This is a genomic window from Draconibacterium sp. IB214405 (genome assembly GCF_033963885.1).
GTDB lineage: Bacteria > Bacteroidota > Bacteroidia > Bacteroidales > Prolixibacteraceae > Draconibacterium.
The window spans coordinates 907228-927027 of sequence record NZ_JAXBMA010000001.1; the positions used below are offsets into that span (position 1 = coordinate 907228).

Here is a 19800-nt window from a genome sequence, read left to right on the forward strand (position 1 = left end):
TGCACTTCGGCTGTAAATGTGTTCTACAAGCACTTGACTCAGAAGTAGAATTTGGCTACCTTGATAAGAAATTAAATTTTTAGCACAATGAATGAACAAGTAAGTGAGTATTTGGAAATGGCTTATGACCTGCTGATTAAATATGGATTGAAAGTAATTGCGGCCATAATAGTATTAATTCTCGGCCTTTGGGTCATCAAGATTATTACCCGACGAATGACAAAGGTTATGGAAAAACGCGATGTTAATGTTTCGGTTCGCGGTTTTCTTAAAAGTCTGATCAACATCCTTTTAAAAGTAATGCTATTGATAAGTATTGCGAAAATGGTTGGTATCGAAACCACATCGTTTATTGCTGTACTTGGTGCTGCCGGACTGGCGGTTGGTATGGCATTGCAGGGAACCTTATCGAATTTTGCAGGAGGAGTAATGATACTCGTTTTTAAACCGTTTAAAGTGGGAGATCTTATTGTTTCTCAGGGGCATCTTGGTACGGTAAAAGAAATACATATTTTTGTTACAGTTCTTTTAACGCCTGAAAACAAGACAGTTATTTTGCCAAATGCAGCTGTGTCGAGCAACGATATTGTAAATTATACCACCGAAGGTTTGATTAGGGTTGACATGGATTTTGGCATTTCTTACGGATCGAATATTAAAAAGGCAAAAGATGTGCTAATGAAGATTATCGAAAGTCATCCAAAGGTTTTAAAAGACCCCGCGCCTTTTGTAGGAGTGAAAGGGTTGGGAGACAGTTCGGTTAACTTGGCTGTTCGTCCATATACAAAACCCGGCGATTACTGGGTGGTTTATTTTGATGTTTACGAGGCCGGGAAAGTTGCACTCGATGAGGCTGGAATTACTATTCCATTCCCACAAATGGATGTGCATTTAAATAAGCTTGAGAAATAGATTCAAATAGTTATAAATAAAAAACTCCGGGTATTTTCCCGGAGTTTTTTTGTTACACGTATTTGTATCGTTTTATATTTCTTTTTGGTGTCTTTTCAAATTCTTCTTCAACCAATTCAATACGGCTTACATTTTCATACCGCGGTAATTCCGAATTGGCCTTTTTCATATTCTCAGCCATAATCGCTTCCAGGTCTTTTTTGTCCACTTTATCGGCTTGCATCGATTCGAAATCAGGATAAACAAGAGCAACCAGTTTATGATCGCGATCAACAACAACACATTCTGCAATATAGTTTTGGTTGCAAAGTTTGGCTTCAATTTCTTCGGGATAAATGTTCTGACCTGACGGGCCAAGCAACATGTTTTTCGATCGTCCGCGAATATAAATGAAGTTATTTTGATCGATTACACCCAGGTCGCCGGTTTTTAGCCAACCATCTTCAGTTAGTACGGCTTTTGTTTCTTTCTCGTTTTTAAAATAACCCGACATTACATTATCGCCTTTTACCTGAATTTCGCCAACCACATTGTACGGATCTTCCGAATCGATTCGTACTTCCATCCGGTCAACAAGTGTTCCTGCCGACGATGGCATTGTTTTATTCCATGCCTCGTAGCTAATTAGCGGGCCGCACTCCGTCATTCCGTAGCCGATGGTAAAAGGGAAATTAATTCGCTTAAAGAATTTCTCAACATCGTCGCTTAACGGTGCACCACCAATTACAATTTCGAAGAATCGTCCGCCAAATGTTTCAACCATTTTAGTTCTAATCTTTTTCAGAATGATTGAAGAGATTATAGGTAGTTTTAATAGCAACCTGACGCTCGGTTTATCGATGGCAGGTAAAATGCGCTTTTTGTAGATTTTTTCAATTACCAGCGGAACTGAAAGTATGAGGTGTGGTTTAATTTCTCCAAAGGCTTTGGTGATTACAGCCGGCGAAGGCATTTTACTTAAGAAAGTGATGTGACAACCCACGCTAATCGGGAAAAGAAACTCGAAAAGTAATCCGTATACGTGTGCCATTGGTAAAAACGAAACAATTTTATGTCCCGGTTCTAATGGCATATGTTCGCGGGCGAAAATGATGTTCGATAATAAACTGCGTTCCGGAATCATTACCCCTTTTGTAAAACCGGATGTGCCTGAAGTATATGATATGATGCACATCTCTTCGGGCTGCCATTCTTCAAAAACAAAGGCTTCTTTGCTGAGTTGGTTTTCCTTGTAATACTGAAGTCCGTCGTTTAATTTGTATTGCAGATTTTCATCGTTACCGGCGAAAAAGGAAAAATCCTCAATCTTAATTATTGCCTGCAGGTTTTCAGAATAGGCCAAATCAACCTTTTCCAAAAGTGCGGAAGCACCGATTACAATCTTTGACTCCGAGTGATTAATAATATGGTTGGTGTCGTGTTTATTAAAATCGGGTAAGATCGGAACAATTACCAATCCGGCGGAAATTGCCGATAAAAATGTTGCCGCCCAGTTTGATGAGTTTCTGCCCAGAACAGCAATTTTATCACCGCGTTGCAGACCGGCCAACTGGTAAAATAAATGAAGCGATTTTATTGTGGCTGCTACATCTTTGTAGTTGTAGTCGCCTCCTTCGAAATCTGAAAATGCCTTTTCTTCCCAATTTTGATGAAAAGCTTTAGTATAAAGTTGTGCTAATGTTTGATCCCGCATTTCGTGCATTTTAAAATTAAATTTTTAAAAATACCATATTTAGCGTTATAACAAATAGTTATGCGAATGTTTTGATTCGGATTGAGATTGACATGGAGTTTAAACACCGTCGATTGATAAAAATTGAGCAATAAAAAAGCCAACCCCGTTGGGAAGGGCCGGCTTAAAATTCCTTGTTTTTGCTTTTTGATTTAACCATTAGCTATGCTTTCAGGGACAGTGAAGGACAGTTTGTGTTTTTTTGTAGAAAAAACGTGGTGTGTTTAACCTTTTTTTAGCTTATAACAAGGAAGAGAATGTGGGGAGGTAATTCTTCTTGTTTTTATATTTCAATATGAAAAGAACAATCTTTTAATGACAGATCAATATTACTAAATTGCTTTTAAACTATTTTAGGTAATTTATAAACGGTAGGTTTTGAGTAATAAACGGTAGGTTTTAAGTAATAAACGGTTTTTGCCTAATTCACAATTGGAACCAAAAGTGTAATTTTTGCTCCCGGATTTACCTCACCCGGATATAACTCTTCGTATTCGATTTTCGTTTTAATACGGTACTTCTCGCCAATTAACTGAATTCTCTTTTGCGTAAGGGTAGAAGCCATATTTAAATGGTCTTTTGTTCTCGAAAAAGCTTTTGATTTTTCGAAACCGATACCATTATCTTCTATTACAATCTCCAGACTTTTTTCGTTTAAGTAATTAAAGCGGATCGTTATTTTTCCATTGTTTTCGAGCTGAGAAATGCCGTGCCAGATTGCATTTTCAACAAATGGCTGAACAATCATCGATGGAATATTATAATCATCTTCTTCCAGTTTCTGGTCAATTACGATTGCGAACTCAAACCGATTTTCCATCCTCACTCTCTCCAGCTCAATATAATTTCTTAACCGGTCTACCTCGTCTTCCAGCAGTACCGAGTTCGATTTAATTGAGTTCATGGTTTGACGTATCAGCCTGGCAAATTGAGAGAGATAGGTTCCGGCTTCTTCCGCCTTATTTTGCAACAAGAATTTCTGTATCGATCCCAATGAATTAAAAATAAAATGCGGGTTCATCATCGATTGTAGCGCCCGGTTTTCGAGTGTTACCAACTGGTTGTCTTTTTCACGCACAAGGAGTTGGCGGCGATAATAACTTCGGACAACAAGAAATCCCAGGAAAAGTAAAATTAGGATGGCTACTATTTTTGTTATAAGAAGTTGGTAAAAGGTGGGGACTACAACAATAGGAAGTTCAATAACCTCGCTGTAAGGTTCCATGTTTTTGCGGGATTTTAACTTAAATGTGTATTCGCCCGGTTTTAGGTTGAGGTAAACCACCTGGTTGGCGGTTCCTGTAATCCAATCGTTATTTACACCTTCAAGCATGTATGCGTAATTCGCAGGTGACGATGAAAAGTTTAGACTGGAAAATTCAATATTAAGCCGGTCTTTGTTTCTATAACTTATTCCTTCCTCATTGAGTGACACTTCCTCATCATCTAATAATACCTTTGATACATAAGGTTTTGTTGGCACCGGATCGGTATTTTCACATTCGCTTACCGGAATTATTGTGAGGCCATCATCTGAAGCAACATATAATTTATCATCGTGGCAAAACAGGTTATTGATATTGTTGAATTCGATGTTTAGCCGGTTGATATCAACAGCGTCACCACTTATTGCATTTAATGGATCGGAAATAAAATAGACTGTTTTTACAGTAAATAAAAAAAGCGTGTTTTTATAGCTTATCAGGTCTTCCAGCTTTAGGTCGATGAGGTTTGTTAAATCTGGCAGTAAGTTGAATGATTCTTCATTTCGGATTAACATCAGCTCGGTATCATCAGCGTCTTCAATCTGAAGTACTTCACTTGTAGAATCGAGTGTTGCGTTCGATACAATCCATTTACCATTAAACTGGCTATAAACAGTTTCCGTATCAACTTTATTGTCTGCAATAACATAGTTACTGCTGCCATTTATTACAAAATCATTTCTGTAATTCATAAAGGCGTTTCGTATACGCCCCCAATCAGAATTTAACCGATGTTGTACGAAATTTTTTTCATGTTCAAGAAAAAACAGGTCATCATTTAAATAGAAGTAAACTTTCGAATGGACAACGTCGGGTATGAATTTTTTAATCTGAATGGGTGTTCTTTCGGGTTTATCGAATGTGATATTGTTGTCCTTTTTATCGACTGTAATATTTTTTGTGAAATACAGGGGAGTATTGGTTCCGCTGATGAGTAATGTATTATCGGGTAACTGGTAAAGTTTGTCTAATATATTCTGGCCAAAAGGCAGTTGCCGCTCAAACAGTTCCCCTTCGTTTAAAGCGTAGATTGATTCGCCATTGGTAAGCCAAATAAAATTATCATTCGATGCGGCAATACCCCTAACTGCTTTGCCATTAAACCTATCGTTGCTTATTGTAGGATACTTTAAGATATTGGTATTGATTTTAAAAACACCATAAGAATTTGAACCGGTCCATATGTTACCATAATCATCCAAAACCAGGTTTTGGATTTTTAATAATTTTTGATGGAATATCAAACTGTCTTTTTCGAAACAATATAGTCCGTTATCAAAGGTTGAAACCCAGGTGTATTCGCCTGTAACAAGAATGTCGTTGATGTTTTCTGAATCTGTTTTTATATAATCTCTAACTTGTAATTCAGTGCCTTTATATAAGTGTATATTGCCGGTCAGGTCGCATACGTAGGAGTGCCCGTCTTCAAGAGAAATTACTCTTTTGATAATAAAGTCGAGTGGGTGTACTGCAACGATTTTGTCAATCGGAGATCTTTCCACAATTCGCTTGTTTTCCCAAAATATAAAATTATTGTTCTCACTTTTGCTGATGTTGAATATAAGAGAACCATCAGAATAGGTCGAAGTAAAATCCAGATATTTATTGCCTTTAATGATACTAACACCGCCTTCTCCGTTAAATAGATAAATTGTAGAATCTCTATCCTGGTAAAAATCGTAGTAATAAAAGTTCGTTTTTATTTCACCAAGAAAAGGTGTGTTCGACTCGTTAAAAACTTGGTTGTTCGAAATATAGTTTACTGAGCCATCAGTGTTTAGGCACCATATTCTTCCTTCCATGTCTTCTTTCATCCGAACAGTGCTGTTATAACTTAGTCCATCTTTTGTCGTGTAATGCTTATAATAGTTGCCATCAGAACGAATAACACCTGCATTGGTGCCAAACCACATAAATCCGTCGTTATCCTGTAATACGCAAAATATCTTGTTGCTTGGCAGCCCGTCGGCAATGGTGTAGTTGGTAATTAAAGGGTTTTGCCCAAAAACGATTGGAGCGATGAATAAGGTAAAGATTGATATCAGAAGGCGTTTATTCACTAATCGATAGATTTAGAAAAGTTGTCAACAGCATCTTTAAACTCGTTGTACTTTCTTCGCGATATAACCAAGTGGGTATCATCATCTAAAATAGCAAAATTTCCTTCAAAACTTGAAAAACCGCGCAGATAACTTATGTTTAATAATGTTGATTTATGTATGCGGATAAAAACCGAAGGATCAAGAACCTTTTCTATTTCTCCAACAGTTTTGCTTGACACAACTTTTTGTAAACCTGATAAATGAATAACACAGTAGGAGCCGTCGGCTTCGATGTATCTGATCTTATCAACTTCAATAATCTGAAATCCGAATTTCTCGATCACCGTAATTTTAGGAGCATATTGAAAACCGTCGTGCGCCTGAATGGTAAGATTGTTTAACGACTCTTCATAGGTCTTCTGTATTTCCTTATGATGCAGACGCAAATCAAGATGAGAAGAGGCCTTTGATACGGCATCTTTTAACTCATCGGGATTGATGGGTTTCAGCAGGTAATCAATGGCATTGGTTTTTATTGCCCGCAACGCGTATTCCTCATATGCAGTGGTAAAAATAATGGCATAATCTTCTTTTGGGATACTGGCCAAAAAATCGAATCCATTTTCACCGGGCATCGAAATGTCGAGAAAGATCAACTGTACATCCCATTTTTTTAATAACTCACGTCCCTGGCCGGCAGAACCTGCCGTTGCGCAAATATTAACGTTCGGACAGTTGCGCTGAAGTAATATTTTTAATGCTTCCTGCACATTTGCCTCGTCATCAATGATAATGGCATTGTACTTTGTCATGGTTGAACAAAGATAGGATTAATTGGAATAAAGTTCGAGATAATTAATAAGCGGTAGGTTTTGAGGAATAAGCGGTAGGTTTTGGGGAATAAACGGTAATTTCTGTGGTTAAGGAAATGGTGATTAAATCCTCTTTTTTGGACTTAACATGGTATTAACACGAGCCTTACTTCTTGATAATAAAACACATAAAGATCCTTAACAATGAATTAACAGCTTTTAATTAAACTTTCTCCATATATTGCTGTCAATAGCTTTAGAAAATAATTATTAATAGTTAAATAGTGTAGTTATGAAACAGTTAAACAAAGTTCTTTTTACCGTAGCTCTCGTAATTATGGCGGGAGCAGTTATGGCGACAGGGAATCTGAACGTGAAAGTTACAGCAGGTGAAGGTGCGGAAGCACATGTTCGTGTTACTAATGCGGTGGAAGCTCAATTCGAAATGGAAATCCGCAATAGCAGCAACGATATTGTTTACTACAAACAAATTCAGCAGCCGCTGAAAGTGGTTTTGAATACCTACGATTTTTCGCGACTTAGCAATGGGGAATATCTCCTTACGGTTAAACTCGACAATGAGCGTAATACAACTACTCTTGCCGTTGAAAATGGTGATGTTAAAGTGGTAGATCAGGTAAAACAAGTTGATCCGTATTTTGGATACAGTAATGATAAATTGCAAATCTCGTATCTGAATCATGCAGCAGGAGATGTTAAGTTGTATGTGTTCGACGAGCAAAGTAATCGTTTGATCCATGAGGATGAGCTGGGATCGGCATTTGCCGTTAATCATGCCGTCGATCTTTCGAAATTGAAGAAAGGAAGTTACGAGGCTGTATTGGTAAGCGACAACGGAGTATATGAATACGGCATTGCTCTCAAATAATATTTTCATAAGTTTAGGTAGTTAGATTAGTTAGTTTTGGTAAAGCGAATCCTGAAGGATTCGCTTTTTTTGTGTTGTTTTCTCCGGCATTAAAAATATTACACAAAGAAGCCGGTCCCAAAGGATACCGGCTACCTGAATACTTATATATTCTTAAGGTCGTTAATATTTTCTCAAATAGATGTCGCCACTTACTGTTTTAAGTTTGATATCCTTATCTCCTCCGTTTAAAGTCAGTTTACGATTGGTGCCAACCCACGAGATTTCATCCGCATCACCGCTCTCAAAACGAACGTTTGAATAAACATCGCCGGTTACCGTTGACAGGTTCAGCTGTGCATCCAGATTTTTCGGGATGGAATAATCGATAAATCCACTGATGGAATTTACATCCATTTTTCCTTCGCAGGCGATCAATTCAATTTCTCCCGCAATGGTTTTCACACTAAAGTTGAGGTTCTTCGGAACTTTTACCGAATATTCGATGTCCATTTCAAAATTACAAAGCTCTTTCTTGCCCACTTTTTCTTTAATTCCGTCGAAGTCAATTTTCTCAATAATTTCAGCTTTTCCAGATGTTTCGCTCACGCTTATCTCATAAAAATCGTTGTATTGATTGTCGTCGATATTGGCAGTTGAATGGAATTCAACGTAGTTTTTATCCCAGGCTTCAATCCTGATATTATCGGCAAAATCCAGTTTCAGTTCTGTTTTCTTTCCTTCTGTTTCTATCTTTTTGTCGACAACTTTCTGGGAAAACCCCACCGTGGCCACTCCTAAAAGAAGGGCTGTAATTAGTACTGCTTTTTTCATGGCTTCTTACTTTTTGCGTAGGTAAATATTGCCTGAAACTGCTCTCAAAATCAACTTCTGTCCGCCACCGTTCAAGGTGTAACTGCTGTGGTTACGGTGTTTGATGGCACCCAAACCGTCGGCTCTTGAGTCATCATCTTCACCCGCTTCACTTTTAAGATCGAGATTGTTATAAATGTTCCCGGTTACGTTGTTAACTTCGAAAGTTGCTTTGCTGGCAGCAGGAACCGTAACATCAATAAATCCGCTAACGGAAGCCAGAGAAGTCGGTTCGGTTTGGTTGAGACTGCTGAATACCGCTTCAATATCGCCACTGGTTGAACTTACTGTAAAAGGTCCTTCACAGTTATTCAGTTTTACAGCTGCTGTTAGTGTTTTAATTTCAAAACTTCCTTTGTAAGAATCTACTTCAATATCGGAACTTGCAAACGGGCTGTGGTAATCCAGACTTACCGCGACTCCCTGCGGAATTGAAATGGTGTAGGCGAAATCCTTCACCTTGTTGGTAACACCCGAAATACTTACAACTCCGTTCTCCTCTGTCACGCTAATCCCAAGGTAAGTGTTGTCTTCCTGTGCACCCAAAAGTTTCAATCCGTCGGCACGTTCGGGTTTCTCCATATCAAAATCCGACTCAATAACAATGGCATCTCCACTGGCATTTTTCAGTGTAATTTCTCCCAGAACATCTTTAATTTCCACGCGGTTTTTCACCTTTGGTGTGTACTCATATTTATTTCCCTGCGCAAAAGTCAGCAAGGGAAAAATAAGTGCTGCTGCTAAATATATTACTCTTTTCATCTTCTTAATTTTTAATTATTTGCCTTCTGTTTTCTTTTCACAAAGTGTTCATCTGGCTGTTTCACAATTGGTTTTAATAATTCCTGAATGTTTCCGAAAACTGGTTTGCCGGCATTAAACCTTGCTTCGGATTATATTATGGTTTTAATCATACTGTTTGCGTATTCCTTAACATGCTGGTCGGTGTTTTCATCGTTCGAAATCGACTCTATTTCATCTTTGGCTTCTTTCACACCTGATTCTGTCAGCACCTGGATGAGCGAAATCTGTAGCAGTGGATTATCCTGTACCGACAAGGATTTTATAAGTTCTGTTTTTATCGCCTCGTTTTTGTCCATCATTTCCGACAGTGCGCTGATTGCTGCCAGTCGGACGTTTACATTTTTATCGCTGTTCATGGTATGAACAAGTGCATCCACAAATGTTTCGCTTGCCTGTCCCGATGATTGAATATCATAAACAGCCTGTATCTTTTGTGGCCCCGAATAATCGCGCAAACCGGCCAGCATTACATCTTGTTTCAACTGCCCCATTTCTGCTTTTAACTCGCCAACTTCGTTGTTTTTCGATCCGGTAAAGTAGCCCGATGCAAAGGTCCCGAACACTATTAATACCATGGCGGCAACTTTTGCCCATGCCGGAATTCTGATTGCTCTTCCTTTCGGTTCACGTTCTAATTCAGCCATTTGCATGAATTCTTCTTTCATTCCTGCTGGCGGTTCTGGTTCAGGAAACGAACCGGCAAATTGCAGGAAGGATTTCAATTCTCTATGAAGTTCTCTGCACGAAGCACAAGTCTCCAAATGTTTGCTTACCATATCAGAAGTGCTTTTATTGAGCTTTCCGTCGATAAATTCCGGAAGATTTATTTTTACCTCGTTGCAATCCATTTTATTCAATCATTATGTTCGTATAAATCTCTTTTAGTTTTTGTATCGCCCTGAATGTTTTCACTTTCACTGCGTTTTCGTTAGAAGCTACCGTTTGTGCAATTTCCTTGTAAGAAAAGCCCTGGAAACGGTTTAGTTCAATTAGTTCCCGGTCGGCTGGTGACAATTGGTTCATGGCTTCAAGCACAAATTCAAACGACTCTTTAGCCTCCATGGCCCGTACCGAATCCTGCTGATCGAGTTCAGCGACTCTTGTTACATCATCCGCGCTAAAGAACTTTTTCGATTCGTTATAGTGATCGATTAAAATATTTCGTGCGATGCGGAACACCCAGTAAGCAAATACTTTATCTTTTGTCCAGCTATGACTGTATTTCAGCACCTTCAGAAAAACATTCTGCGTCAGGTCGCGGGCAACTTCGGCATCGTTAGTCATCCTAACGAAGTAGCCATATACATTTTTATGGTACCTGTCGTACAGTTTGCCCGCCGCTTTTTTATCGCCGCGCGCCAGGTGCTTCATCAGTATTTCGTCGCTAAGTTGTTTAGTCATTCAAGCTTAAAATCGAAATGTTTAAATCAATCAACTGAAATGAATACCTGAAATTAGGTGATTCGTTACATTGAATCCGATTTTTTTTGAAATTTTTTAAAAATGGGAGGTTGAGACAGAGCCGAGAATTGAAACCTACGTTTAATTGCTTATTCCATAAAAAAGCCGGCCCCTTTCGGAACCGGCTTCAACTATTCTTATTCATCGTATGACTTGGAGTCATGCGATGAATCTATTTCATGAAATCATTTAATTAATAAGTCCTGCTTCTTTCAGCAACGCGCAATAATTTAAAATGTCTTGCAAATCCGAGGCTTCTTTATTTTCGGTATCAAGCATCTTTTTAATATCCAAAGCACTGTTTTTGCCATTTATCAAAGTACAAAGTTCGGTAGTACTTGCAATGTTTTTATATGCATATTTTTCCTGAATTTCTTTTGGTAACTCACGCACCGCACCTTCAACACGGTAAGCACCAACCTTGATTTTTTCAGAAGGAACAGGAATAAATTCGCTGGCTTCTTTTTCAAGTTTTGTAAGCTTGTACGTAGGAACTTTAACACCAAGTTTTGCCGCTGCCAGAGTAATTTGATTATCAAGAACTACTGTGTTTGCATCGAAAAGCTGTTTCGTTGATGCAGATAGTGTTTCCAATTGTGTGGCAAGCGTTTTACTGTTAGGTGCCAGTTCTGTTACCGATTGAAGTGTTGCCAACTCGTTATTGGAAGTTGTTTCCAGATAGGCTTTTACTTTTTTACAAGTTGATTCAAACGATTCAGCATCGGCATATTTCAATTCATCCAAAGCACGACCCAATTCAATTCCCATTCTTTTCGATCCGTAAGTAAATGAAGTTTCCGCAATCGATCCGGCCATTTCTTCATCAGCCGAAGCAATGTTATAAGCACCGGCTGCAGAAATAACTGCTGCACGTTTCATTTGTGTGGCATCGAGTTTATCTGGCGTATCCTGCGAAGTGTGGTAATACATATCAGGCCAGGTAATCAGCATAACTCCCGGTACATGAGTTGTCCAGTTATTGAAAACTTCGTGGTCAGAAGATCCGTAATGTTGCTCGATCTGATAATAGAATGCGTCGTCGGTTCCGCTAGGAGCGATAATCTGGTTGGCAATTCTTTTGTTTTTCCTGTTGGCAAGAATTTCGCGGTTTACTTCGCCCATGTATACAAAGTAATTTTCCATTACATCGTTTATGTAGTGCGGATTCCCAAACGTGGTGCGCATCATGCTAAAGAACGAGTTGTTGCTTTTCAGATGCAGTCCAACCATGTCGAGGTTGATGTTACAAAGCGTTTGTTCCATAATATCTGCATGCGCACTTACCCATGGAATTGTTCCCGAGAATTCAGGTACCCAAATAAAACGGATGCTTCTTTTTGGCTGTGGAATACGACCGTCGGCAACCAACTGGTTTATAATGCGAGCCACTTCAAGAATGGCCGCACCGCCCGAAACGTTGTCGTTGGCTCCCTGTTTGGTATAACCTTCGAAAATGTGTGCTGAAAGAATAACTTCGCCGGCGTCAGGATCGAAACCCGGAATAACGCAGGTTGGAACCTGCAAATCATAGGGCAACATTTGCGACTCGACAACAGCATGTACTTTAATTTTTTCGCCATGAATCAAACGGTCGCGCAATTTGTAACCTTCACGTGGTGTGAGGTAAAAACCAAAAGTTGCGTTTTCGCCTCTGATTCCACTTGCAGGAATAGCAAGTGGAGCAGTTAGCTCGCGGCTCGAGCCAAAGGCAACAACACCAAGAGCACCTTTATCTACAGCTGTATTATGCACCCTACTAACGGTTCCTGATGTTACGACAATTTTGCCTTTTACATCCAATCCTTCAAAGTCGTTTTCCAGACCTTCTTCTACCCAAATCAATTCGGCTGTTACATCGGTTGGTTTGCTTCCTTCTGCCAACGAAAGTGCAATGTCTTTATAATCGGCCAGTTTTATTCTTCCCGGTTCTACTTCCCATAGTTCGCCTTTTATTCCGTCCCAGGTTTCACCGCCGTCGAAACGTTCGATTTTTGCCCCGGCAATTCCATATTCATTTAATTTGTCTAACACATATTTGCCTTCGCGGAAGTATGCTGAATCATATTCGCTTGCAGGACGGTTGCGTTGATAACCAACCATTTCAATGACATGATTTATTGCCGTTTCGCCTGATGATTCCCCGATGATTTCATCCATCACTTCGGGAGGCAGCAAGGTGTACTGGTAATACGGTGTGTATTGTGCGAATGCACTACTAATACTGAACAGAAATAGTAAAATAGAACAGAGCTTTTTTCTCATTGTAGATGATTTTAATTATGACTTAATTGTGTCGGTAAAAGTAGCATAATTTCATTTTTGCGAGCTGATTGATGTCATTATTGTAAGCCAATGTTGAGTTTTGTGATAAATCGCTCGATGTATTTTTTGTTTTGCATCTTTTTGTGTGCTATTCTTTTAATCGAATCCGTACCGGATTCTTTTTTTGGATTGTGGTTGGTGTTGTTACTATAATCAAACACGTACCGAGTTTTAAATTAATTGAAAGAATTAGAATGCAATGAAAAAGAACGCAGTATGCGTTCGATTATAATAGCAACATTGTAAAATGTTGCAAACGCAACCCGGTACGCCTGCCTGTCGGCAGACAGGGGTTGGATATTTCATGTTCAGTTTTGTACCTTTAAAAGAAAAATGTCACCAGGCACTTACACCCAAATCTATATTCAATTTGTTTTTGCAGTTAAATTCAGAGAGGCTTTGATTCAACCAGATTATCAAAAAGAAGTCTTCCCGTTTATTGCCGGATTAATCAATTCGATGGGGCATAAAAGTTACGCTGTTAACGGAATGCCCGACCATGTTCATGTTTTTATGAGTTTCAATCCAAAGCATTCACCATCGGAAACAATTAAAGAAATAAAACGTGCATCGTCGAATTTTATAAACGATAAGAATTGGTTTCCGGGGAAGTTTCAATGGCAGGCGGGGTATGGTTGTTTTTCATACAGCAAATCGCAGATTGATAGGGTGGTGAATTACATTTTGAATCAGAAGGAACATCATCGAAAGAAAACATTTCGGGAGGAATATCTTGACTTCCTGAAGAAGTTTGAGGTGGATTTCGATACCAGTTATCTGTTTGAATTTTTTGATTAGCCGGTGGTATATCAAACCCGTACCGGGTTTTGGTTTTGCCGTTGTAATTTGGAGCTATTACTATAATCAAATCCGTACCGGATTCTTTTTAAGGATTGCTATTGATACTGTTGCTATTAAAATCAAACTCGTACCGAGTTTATTCAATTGAATTAATCTACCGAAAAGAAAATGAACGCAGTATGCGTTCGATTTTAGTAGCAACAACGTAAGATGTTGCGAACACAACCCGGTACGGGTTGGATATTTCAGGCAAAATAAAAGCCGGTCCCAAACGGAACCGGCTTTATATCTTAACGGGTTGGGAGGTTTGTAACCTCCGTGCTCGCGGTTGAAAACCGCGAATCCCTTAGTCTTCTTTATAAGCTTCGATCAAAATCTCAAGGATTTTTTTACCAGCACCTGCAACGCTGGTACCAGGGCCAAAAATTGCAACTGCACCTGCATCGTACAAGTATTGGTAATCTTGTGCAGGAATAACTCCTCCACAGATAACCATAATATCGTCGCGACCCAGTTTTTTCAGCTCAGCAATAATGGCAGGAACCAGTGTTTTATGACCGGCTGCCAGTGAAGAAACACCTACAACGTGCACGTCGTTTTCAACGGCTTGTTTAGCACTTTCTTCCGGAGTCTGGAATAATGGTCCCATGTCCACGTCGAAACCAAGGTCGGCGTACCCGGTAGCAACAACTTTTGCACCACGGTCGTGTCCGTCCTGACCCATTTTGGCGATCATAATACGTGGCTGACGACCTTCCATTTCTGCGAATTTCTTCGCTAAAGCCTGAGCTTCCTGGAACTCCGACTTGTCTTGTGCTTCTGCTTTATACACGCCTTCAATAGTTCTGATTACTGCTTTGTAACGTCCTGCGATTTTTTCGCAAGCGTCTGAAATTTCACCTAACGAAGCACGTTTTTTAGCGGCTTCAACCGACAAAGCCAACAAGTTGCCTTCGCCTGTTTCGGCAGCTTTTGTAATTGCCGCCAACGCTTTTTGTACGTCTTCTTCGTTACGCTCAGCACGCAGTTTTTCCAAACGCTCGATTTGCGATTTACGAACTGCAGTGTTGTCGATATCTAGAATGTCGATCGGATCTTCTTTCTCCAAACGGTATTTGTTAATACCTACAATTGTTTGTGATCCACCATCAATACGTCCTTGTGCACGTGCTGCAGCTTCTTCGATACGCATCTTTGGAACACCTGTTTCAATTGCTTTGGCCATACCACCCAGTTTTTCAACTTCCTCGATAAGCGCCCATGCTTTTTGTGCCAGTTCGTGCGTTAATGCTTCAACGTAGTACGAACCTGCCCATGGATCGGCCGAACGACAAATTTCAGTTTCCTGTTGGATGTACAACTGAGTGTTACGTGCAATACGTGCAGAGAAATCGGTTGGTAAAGCAATCGCTTCGTCCAATGCGTTTGTGTGCAAACTTTGAGTTCCACCCAATGTTGATGCCATTGCCTCAATTGCTGTACGACCAACGTTGTTGAAAGGATCCTGCTCAGTTAACGACCAACCTGAAGTTTGCGAGTGTGTACGCAATGCCATCGATTTTGGGTTTTTCGGGTTAAATTGTTTAACCAGTTTCGCCCAAATCATACGAGCAGCACGCATTTTTGCAATCTCCATAAAGTGGTTCATACCAATTGCCCAGAAGAACGACAAACGTGGAGCAAAAGCATCGATATCCAAACCAGCTTTAACACCTGTACGTAAGTAATCCAATCCGTCGGCAAGCGTGTAAGCCATTTCAATGTCGGCAGTTGCACCTGCTTCCTGCATGTGGTAACCCGAAATTGAGATCGAGTTGAATTTCGGCATGTTTTGAGAAGTATACTCAAAAATGTCGGCAATAATTTTCATCGAGAACTCAGGTGGGTAAATGTATGTGTTACGCACCATAAATTCTTTCAGAATATCGTTCTGAATTGTTCCTGAAAGTTGATCCAGAGTAGCGCCTTGTTCCAAACCTGTAACGATGTAGAATGCCAATACAGGAAGAACAGCGCCGTTCATGGTCATCGATACCGACATTTTATCCAAAGGAATCTGGTCGAAAAGGATCTTCATATCCAGGATAGAGTCGATAGCCACACCTGCTTTACCAACGTCACCAATCACACGTTCGTGATCAGAGTCGTATCCACGGTGTGTAGCAAGGTCGAATGCCACTGACAAACCTTTCTGACCGGCCGCTAAGTTACGACGGTAGAATGCATTTGATTCTTCGGCAGTTGAGAAACCAGCGTACTGACGAATTGTCCAGGGACGCATAGCGTACATTGCCGAGTAAGGTCCGCGAAGGTAAGGTGCCAAACCTGCTGCATAGTTCAGGTGCTCCATTCCTTCAAGGTCTTCTTTGGTGTAAACCGGTTTTACAGGAATCTGCTCCGGTGTTACCCAGTCTTTTTTAATGTTATTTTTTGCAGTCCAGTCGGCCAGGTCTTTCTGTGCCGCCGCTGCTTTGATATTTATATCTTTAAAATTCGGTTTCATTGTACTGCTTTTTTTAGATTCCCAACTTGTCTTGATATCCCTTCAGTTCTTCCAAAATATTGCTTTTTACATGAATGAAGTTTGTGATGCCTTTTGCTTTCAACTCGTCTGCACAAGCAGGAGCACCTGCAACCACCAAAATTTCTTCACCCAATTGCTCTGCAATTGCAGGAACAATCTCAGCATACTCATCATCCGAACTACAAACTACAACAATGTCGGCGCCTGCTGCTTTTGCTGCAGCAACACCTTCTTCAACTGTTGCGAATCCGTTATTATCCTGTACATCGAAACCGGCAACTGCAAAGAAATTACAGCTGAACTGTGCACGCGCTTTGCGGAAAGCAAGGTTACCCATGGTAAGCATAAATGCCAGTGGGCGTTTGTTTTCGCGCGAGTACATGTCGGTTGTGTAGCGCAATGCTTCAAATGGTTGAGCACCGCGGTAAGGTTTCAGTGTTTCCACTTCAGCACCTTCTTCAGCCAGATCAACCGCTTCGAACAACGAACCGTCGAAATCAGCTTTCATGTTCTCAGTGAAGTTAGGGAACTGGTTGGTTCCTAACAGGTTTTCACGACGCTGTGCGATTTTTTTATCACGGTCAGCAGCCATTGCTTTTACCTCTGCCTGAACAAAACCTTCTTTGAACGCCGCAATGAAACCACCTTTTTCCTGAACAGCAAGGAAAAGTTCCCAGGCCTGGTCGGCCAACGCTTCAGTAAGTGTTTCAATGTAGTACGAACCTGCTGAAGGATCGGCAATCTTATCGAAATGCGATTCTTCTTTTAACAGGATTTGCTGGTTACGAGCGATACGCTCCGAGAATGGAGTAGTTTCTTCGTAAATAGCGTTAAAAGGAAGTACAGTAACCGAGTGTGCACCACCCAAAGTGGCCGACATCGCTTCGGTTTGTGTACGCAGCATGTTTACATACGGATCGTAAACCGTTTTGTTGAAACGGTTAGTTTCGCTGTGAACGATCATTTTTGCCGAACATTTGCACTCCGGTCCGTAAGCTTCAACAATTTTCGACCATAAAAGTCGGCCGGCACGCAACTTGGCTATTTCCATAAAATAGTTGTTGCTGATACCCATGTTGAATTTAATCGCTTTAGCTGCATCGTCAGCACTAACACCGGCTTCGGTGAGTTGTGTTAAGTACTCAGCTCCCTGTGCCAGCGCGAACGCCAACTCCTGAGCGATAGATGATCCGCTGTTTGCGAAGAATTTTCCGTGAACGCCAATTACGCGGAAATTCTTAACGGCTTTTGCAGCCTCTACAGCCGGAACCAGTTTTGCTACTGCATCTTCTTCAATTTTACCTTTTAAAGTGAAAGTTCCGATAGGATCGAGTGATGCCGAAGCGATCACTTTATCGTTATCCCAGCTTCCTTCTGCCACGTAAGCTGCAAAAGCTTCAGCGCAGTGGTTGTTATCGCAAGGGCAAACCAGGTTAACTTCGGCTGCTTCCAGACAAATGTCTTTTAGCAACACTCCCAGGCTTTCCTTGGTAACCGAACCACATTCGCTGAAAAGGAATCCCAATGAAGTAATACCTTTTCCAAGAACTTCTAAAGCTTTTTTGTTAGCTTCTTCAAAATCGGTAACAAAGATGTTTTGACGAATGAACCAATCGTTGTTGGTTTTATTGTTTCCCCGCACATATGGAAATTCTCCCGGTAAGTTTTCCAGGTAGTCTTTTCCTGCAAGGTTTTCCTGACGGTAATACGGGCGTACTTTGAATCCCTCGTAAGTTTTCCAAACGAGAGAGCGCTCGTAGTCTTTGCCTTTTAAATCGGCATTAATTTTTGCTTCCCACTCTTCTGTTGTGATGGGTGCAAAATCGGTGAACAGTTTTTGCTCTTTATCTGCCATGTTGAAAATTGTTATTGAAAATCGAGTCGCAAAATTAGGGGTTTTAAATGTACGCACCTCAATATCACTATGGTTTTTGACTAATGTTAACAAAAATCATGTTAATGATCGTTTGGGCTTAAGGTTTGCTTAAACTATAAACATTTTGTTCTCAATTTTTAGGTTAAAAAAAGCAGTCTGTAAATGTATAAATACAGACTTTATGCGTGCGAAATGTAAATAAATTGTATTTCTATGTCGTTGGTATTTCCCGAATTAAATGCGTTTCTTTTTTGCTAATGTCAGATATGTTATAATTCTCAAAAACAATGGCAATGGCAATTTTTACCAGAAATGTAAACAGTAAAAATCCCAGCGAAAAGATCATTGCTGCCGTTCTGATTTCCGTCATCGAAGGTGTGTAAACGTAAATTTGGCCCAAAACATCTGGAGTAAATCCGGGGATAATCAGGGCAATTCCTTTTTCAACGTACACACTGGCGTAAATTAACACAGCTCCAATATTTAGCGTCACAAAATTTTTGCGGGTTTTGGGGATAAGGAAGAGCACAAAGGCTATAAATCCCATCGTTATGGATGACCAACTGTAAGGCACAATTTCTTTCGAGTCGTCAATTCCGAATAGCAGGTATTTCCAATACAACAGGTGTTCAGTACCCGAATAGAACTCTTTAAAGAGTTCGGCAATGGTGAAAAACAAATAGATAAACATGGAATATACCATCAACTCGGCGATGGTCCAGATTGCTTTGTCTTGAATTTCGAACTTGGTGATTTTACGGAGTATCTGAAATAGAATAATAAGTATGGCCGGTCCCGAACAGAACGCAGAGGCTAAAAACCTTGGTGCCAGCAAGGCGCTGTTCCAAAACGGGCGGGCAGGCAAAGCATTGTATAAAAATGCAGTTACCGTATGAATTCCAACGGCCATAGGAATACTAATTAGCACGATGATCTGTACCATTTTTTTATTGTAGGGTTTTTTGTAGAAAATGGAATACAAGAGATGTGTAACTACGGTGAGGTTAACAATAAGGTAGGCGAGCAGGAAGAAAAAGTCCCACGAGAGCATTGAATAAGGAAAGTTCATGGTGCCCAGCAGTGGAAGCATGTGCCAGAAACGCAGGGGATTTCCAATGTCGACAACAATAAATGCAATACACATAATTACTGCACAAACAGCGAGTAATTCTCCAAAAATCACGATTTCTTTTATGGGTTTCCAGTTGTAAATGTATGCCGGAATTACAAGCATAATTGCGGCAGCTGCAATTCCCACCAGAAACGTGAAGTTGCCAATATAAAAGGCCCACGAAACGGAATCGCGCATATTTGTTGTAATCAGGCCGTCTTTCAGCTGATCAGCATAACCAAATGCTCCCCAAAGTACCAGTGCAATAAGAAAGAACAACCAGGTGTAATAAGCCTTGGATCCTTTTAGGATTAATTTGACACTCCCGTTTATAAAGCGAATAAAATTCATAGCGAAAATTCTTAGTTATTCCTTAAATTCTTTTTTTAATAGCTTG

Annotated in this window: 14 protein-coding genes; 3 read left to right on the forward strand and 11 right to left on the reverse strand. The window is 40.2% G+C overall.

Annotated elements, in window-relative coordinates; all coding sequences use genetic code 11:
* The first annotated feature begins 87 nt into the window (after positions 1-87).
* Positions 88-912 (forward strand): mechanosensitive ion channel family protein, encoded by an 825-nt coding sequence (locus tag SLH46_RS03345; protein ID WP_320279732.1) that lies wholly within the window; start codon positions 88-90, stop codon positions 910-912.
* Between the two features lie 52 nt (positions 913-964).
* On the opposite strand, the gene SLH46_RS03350 is transcribed toward SLH46_RS03345, so the two are convergent.
* The 3 genes from SLH46_RS03350 to SLH46_RS03360 all read right to left on the reverse strand — a co-directional run bounded on the left by SLH46_RS03350 (position 965) and on the right by SLH46_RS03360 (position 6763).
* A complete protein-coding gene (locus SLH46_RS03350; protein ID WP_320279733.1) occupies positions 965-2605 on the reverse strand; it encodes an AMP-binding protein in 1641 nt (546 codons plus the stop codon).
* 460 nt (positions 2606-3065) lie between these two features.
* Entirely contained in the window at positions 3066-5969 is a 2904-nt protein-coding gene (locus SLH46_RS03355) for a histidine kinase (RefSeq protein ID WP_320279734.1), read from the reverse strand.
* On the reverse strand, positions 5969-6763 hold the full coding sequence (locus SLH46_RS03360) for a LytR/AlgR family response regulator transcription factor (protein WP_320279735.1): 795 nt from the start codon (positions 6761-6763) through the stop codon (positions 5969-5971). Before SLH46_RS03360 ends, SLH46_RS03355 begins: the two co-directional genes overlap by 1 nt.
* Before the next feature lie 292 nt (positions 6764-7055).
* On the opposite strand from SLH46_RS03360, the gene SLH46_RS03365 reads away from it, so the two are divergent.
* Positions 7056-7652, forward strand: coding sequence for a hypothetical protein (locus SLH46_RS03365; protein WP_320279736.1), 597 nt, complete (start codon positions 7056-7058; stop codon positions 7650-7652).
* A gap of 162 nt (positions 7653-7814) precedes the next feature.
* Here SLH46_RS03365 and SLH46_RS03370 read toward each other — a convergent pair whose 3' ends face one another.
* The 5 genes from SLH46_RS03370 to SLH46_RS03390 form a co-directional block, all read right to left on the reverse strand.
* A complete protein-coding gene (locus SLH46_RS03370) occupies positions 7815-8465 on the reverse strand; it encodes a DUF4097 family beta strand repeat-containing protein (RefSeq protein WP_320279737.1) in 651 nt (216 codons plus the stop codon).
* Positions 8466-8471: 6 nt separating this feature from the next.
* Positions 8472-9266, reverse strand: coding sequence for a DUF4097 family beta strand repeat-containing protein (locus SLH46_RS03375; RefSeq protein WP_320279738.1), 795 nt, complete (start codon positions 9264-9266; stop codon positions 8472-8474).
* A 131-nt stretch (positions 9267-9397) separates the two neighbouring features.
* Positions 9398-10156, reverse strand: coding sequence for a zf-HC2 domain-containing protein (locus SLH46_RS03380; protein ID WP_320279739.1), 759 nt, complete (start codon positions 10154-10156; stop codon positions 9398-9400).
* 1 nt (position 10157) lies between these two features.
* On the reverse strand, positions 10158-10709 hold the full coding sequence (locus tag SLH46_RS03385; protein WP_320279740.1) for an RNA polymerase sigma factor: 552 nt from the start codon (positions 10707-10709) through the stop codon (positions 10158-10160).
* A gap of 249 nt (positions 10710-10958) precedes the next feature.
* Positions 10959-13031 (reverse strand): M28 family peptidase, encoded by a 2073-nt coding sequence (locus SLH46_RS03390; protein WP_320279741.1) that lies wholly within the window; start codon positions 13029-13031, stop codon positions 10959-10961.
* Positions 13032-13424: 393 nt separating this feature from the next.
* Between SLH46_RS03390 and tnpA the strand changes: the two genes are divergently transcribed.
* Positions 13425-13889 carry an IS200/IS605 family transposase gene (gene tnpA, locus SLH46_RS03395; RefSeq protein ID WP_320279742.1) on the forward strand — a complete coding sequence of 155 codons (465 nt, stop codon included), beginning with the start codon at positions 13425-13427 and terminating at the stop codon, positions 13887-13889.
* 349 nt (positions 13890-14238) lie between these two features.
* Here tnpA and scpA read toward each other — a convergent pair whose 3' ends face one another.
* The 3 genes from scpA to dsrP all read right to left on the reverse strand — a co-directional run bounded on the left by scpA (position 14239) and on the right by dsrP (position 19754).
* A complete protein-coding gene (gene scpA / locus SLH46_RS03400) occupies positions 14239-16395 on the reverse strand; it encodes a methylmalonyl-CoA mutase (protein WP_320279743.1) in 2157 nt (718 codons plus the stop codon).
* Positions 16396-16408: 13 nt separating this feature from the next.
* A complete protein-coding gene (locus SLH46_RS03405) occupies positions 16409-18271 on the reverse strand; it encodes a methylmalonyl-CoA mutase family protein (RefSeq protein WP_320279744.1) in 1863 nt (620 codons plus the stop codon).
* Between the two features lie 232 nt (positions 18272-18503).
* Positions 18504-19754 carry a sulfate reduction electron transfer complex DsrMKJOP subunit DsrP gene (gene dsrP, locus SLH46_RS03410; RefSeq protein ID WP_320279745.1) on the reverse strand — a complete coding sequence of 417 codons (1251 nt, stop codon included), beginning with the start codon at positions 19752-19754 and terminating at the stop codon, positions 18504-18506.
* Between the last annotated feature and the right edge of the window lie 46 nt (positions 19755-19800).

What these genes read in the sequence shown, in the direction of transcription:
- SLH46_RS03350 (WP_320279733.1), bottom strand. Translation starts at nt 2,605, where the DNA reads ATGCGGGATCAAACATTAGCACAACTTTATACTAAAGCTTTTCATCAA.
- SLH46_RS03380 (WP_320279739.1), bottom strand. Translation starts at nt 10,156, where the DNA reads ATGGATTGCAACGAGGTAAAAATAAATCTTCCGGAATTTATCGACGGA.
- SLH46_RS03360 (WP_320279735.1), bottom strand. Translation starts at nt 6,763, where the DNA reads ATGACAAAGTACAATGCCATTATCATTGATGACGAGGCAAATGTGCAG.
- SLH46_RS03405 (WP_320279744.1), bottom strand. Translation starts at nt 18,271, where the DNA reads ATGGCAGATAAAGAGCAAAAACTGTTCACCGATTTTGCACCCATCACA.
- SLH46_RS03370 (WP_320279737.1), bottom strand. Translation starts at nt 8,465, where the DNA reads ATGAAAAAAGCAGTACTAATTACAGCCCTTCTTTTAGGAGTGGCCACG.
- scpA (WP_320279743.1), bottom strand. Translation starts at nt 16,395, where the DNA reads ATGAAACCGAATTTTAAAGATATAAATATCAAAGCAGCGGCGGCACAG.
- SLH46_RS03385 (WP_320279740.1), bottom strand. Translation starts at nt 10,709, where the DNA reads ATGACTAAACAACTTAGCGACGAAATACTGATGAAGCACCTGGCGCGC.
- SLH46_RS03375 (WP_320279738.1), bottom strand. Translation starts at nt 9,266, where the DNA reads ATGAAAAGAGTAATATATTTAGCAGCAGCACTTATTTTTCCCTTGCTG.
- SLH46_RS03365 (WP_320279736.1), top strand. Translation starts at nt 7,056, where the DNA reads ATGAAACAGTTAAACAAAGTTCTTTTTACCGTAGCTCTCGTAATTATG.
- SLH46_RS03345 (WP_320279732.1), top strand. Translation starts at nt 88, where the DNA reads ATGAATGAACAAGTAAGTGAGTATTTGGAAATGGCTTATGACCTGCTG.
- dsrP (WP_320279745.1), bottom strand. Translation starts at nt 19,754, where the DNA reads ATGAATTTTATTCGCTTTATAAACGGGAGTGTCAAATTAATCCTAAAA.
- tnpA (WP_320279742.1), top strand. Translation starts at nt 13,425, where the DNA reads ATGTCACCAGGCACTTACACCCAAATCTATATTCAATTTGTTTTTGCA.
- SLH46_RS03390 (WP_320279741.1), bottom strand. Translation starts at nt 13,031, where the DNA reads ATGAGAAAAAAGCTCTGTTCTATTTTACTATTTCTGTTCAGTATTAGT.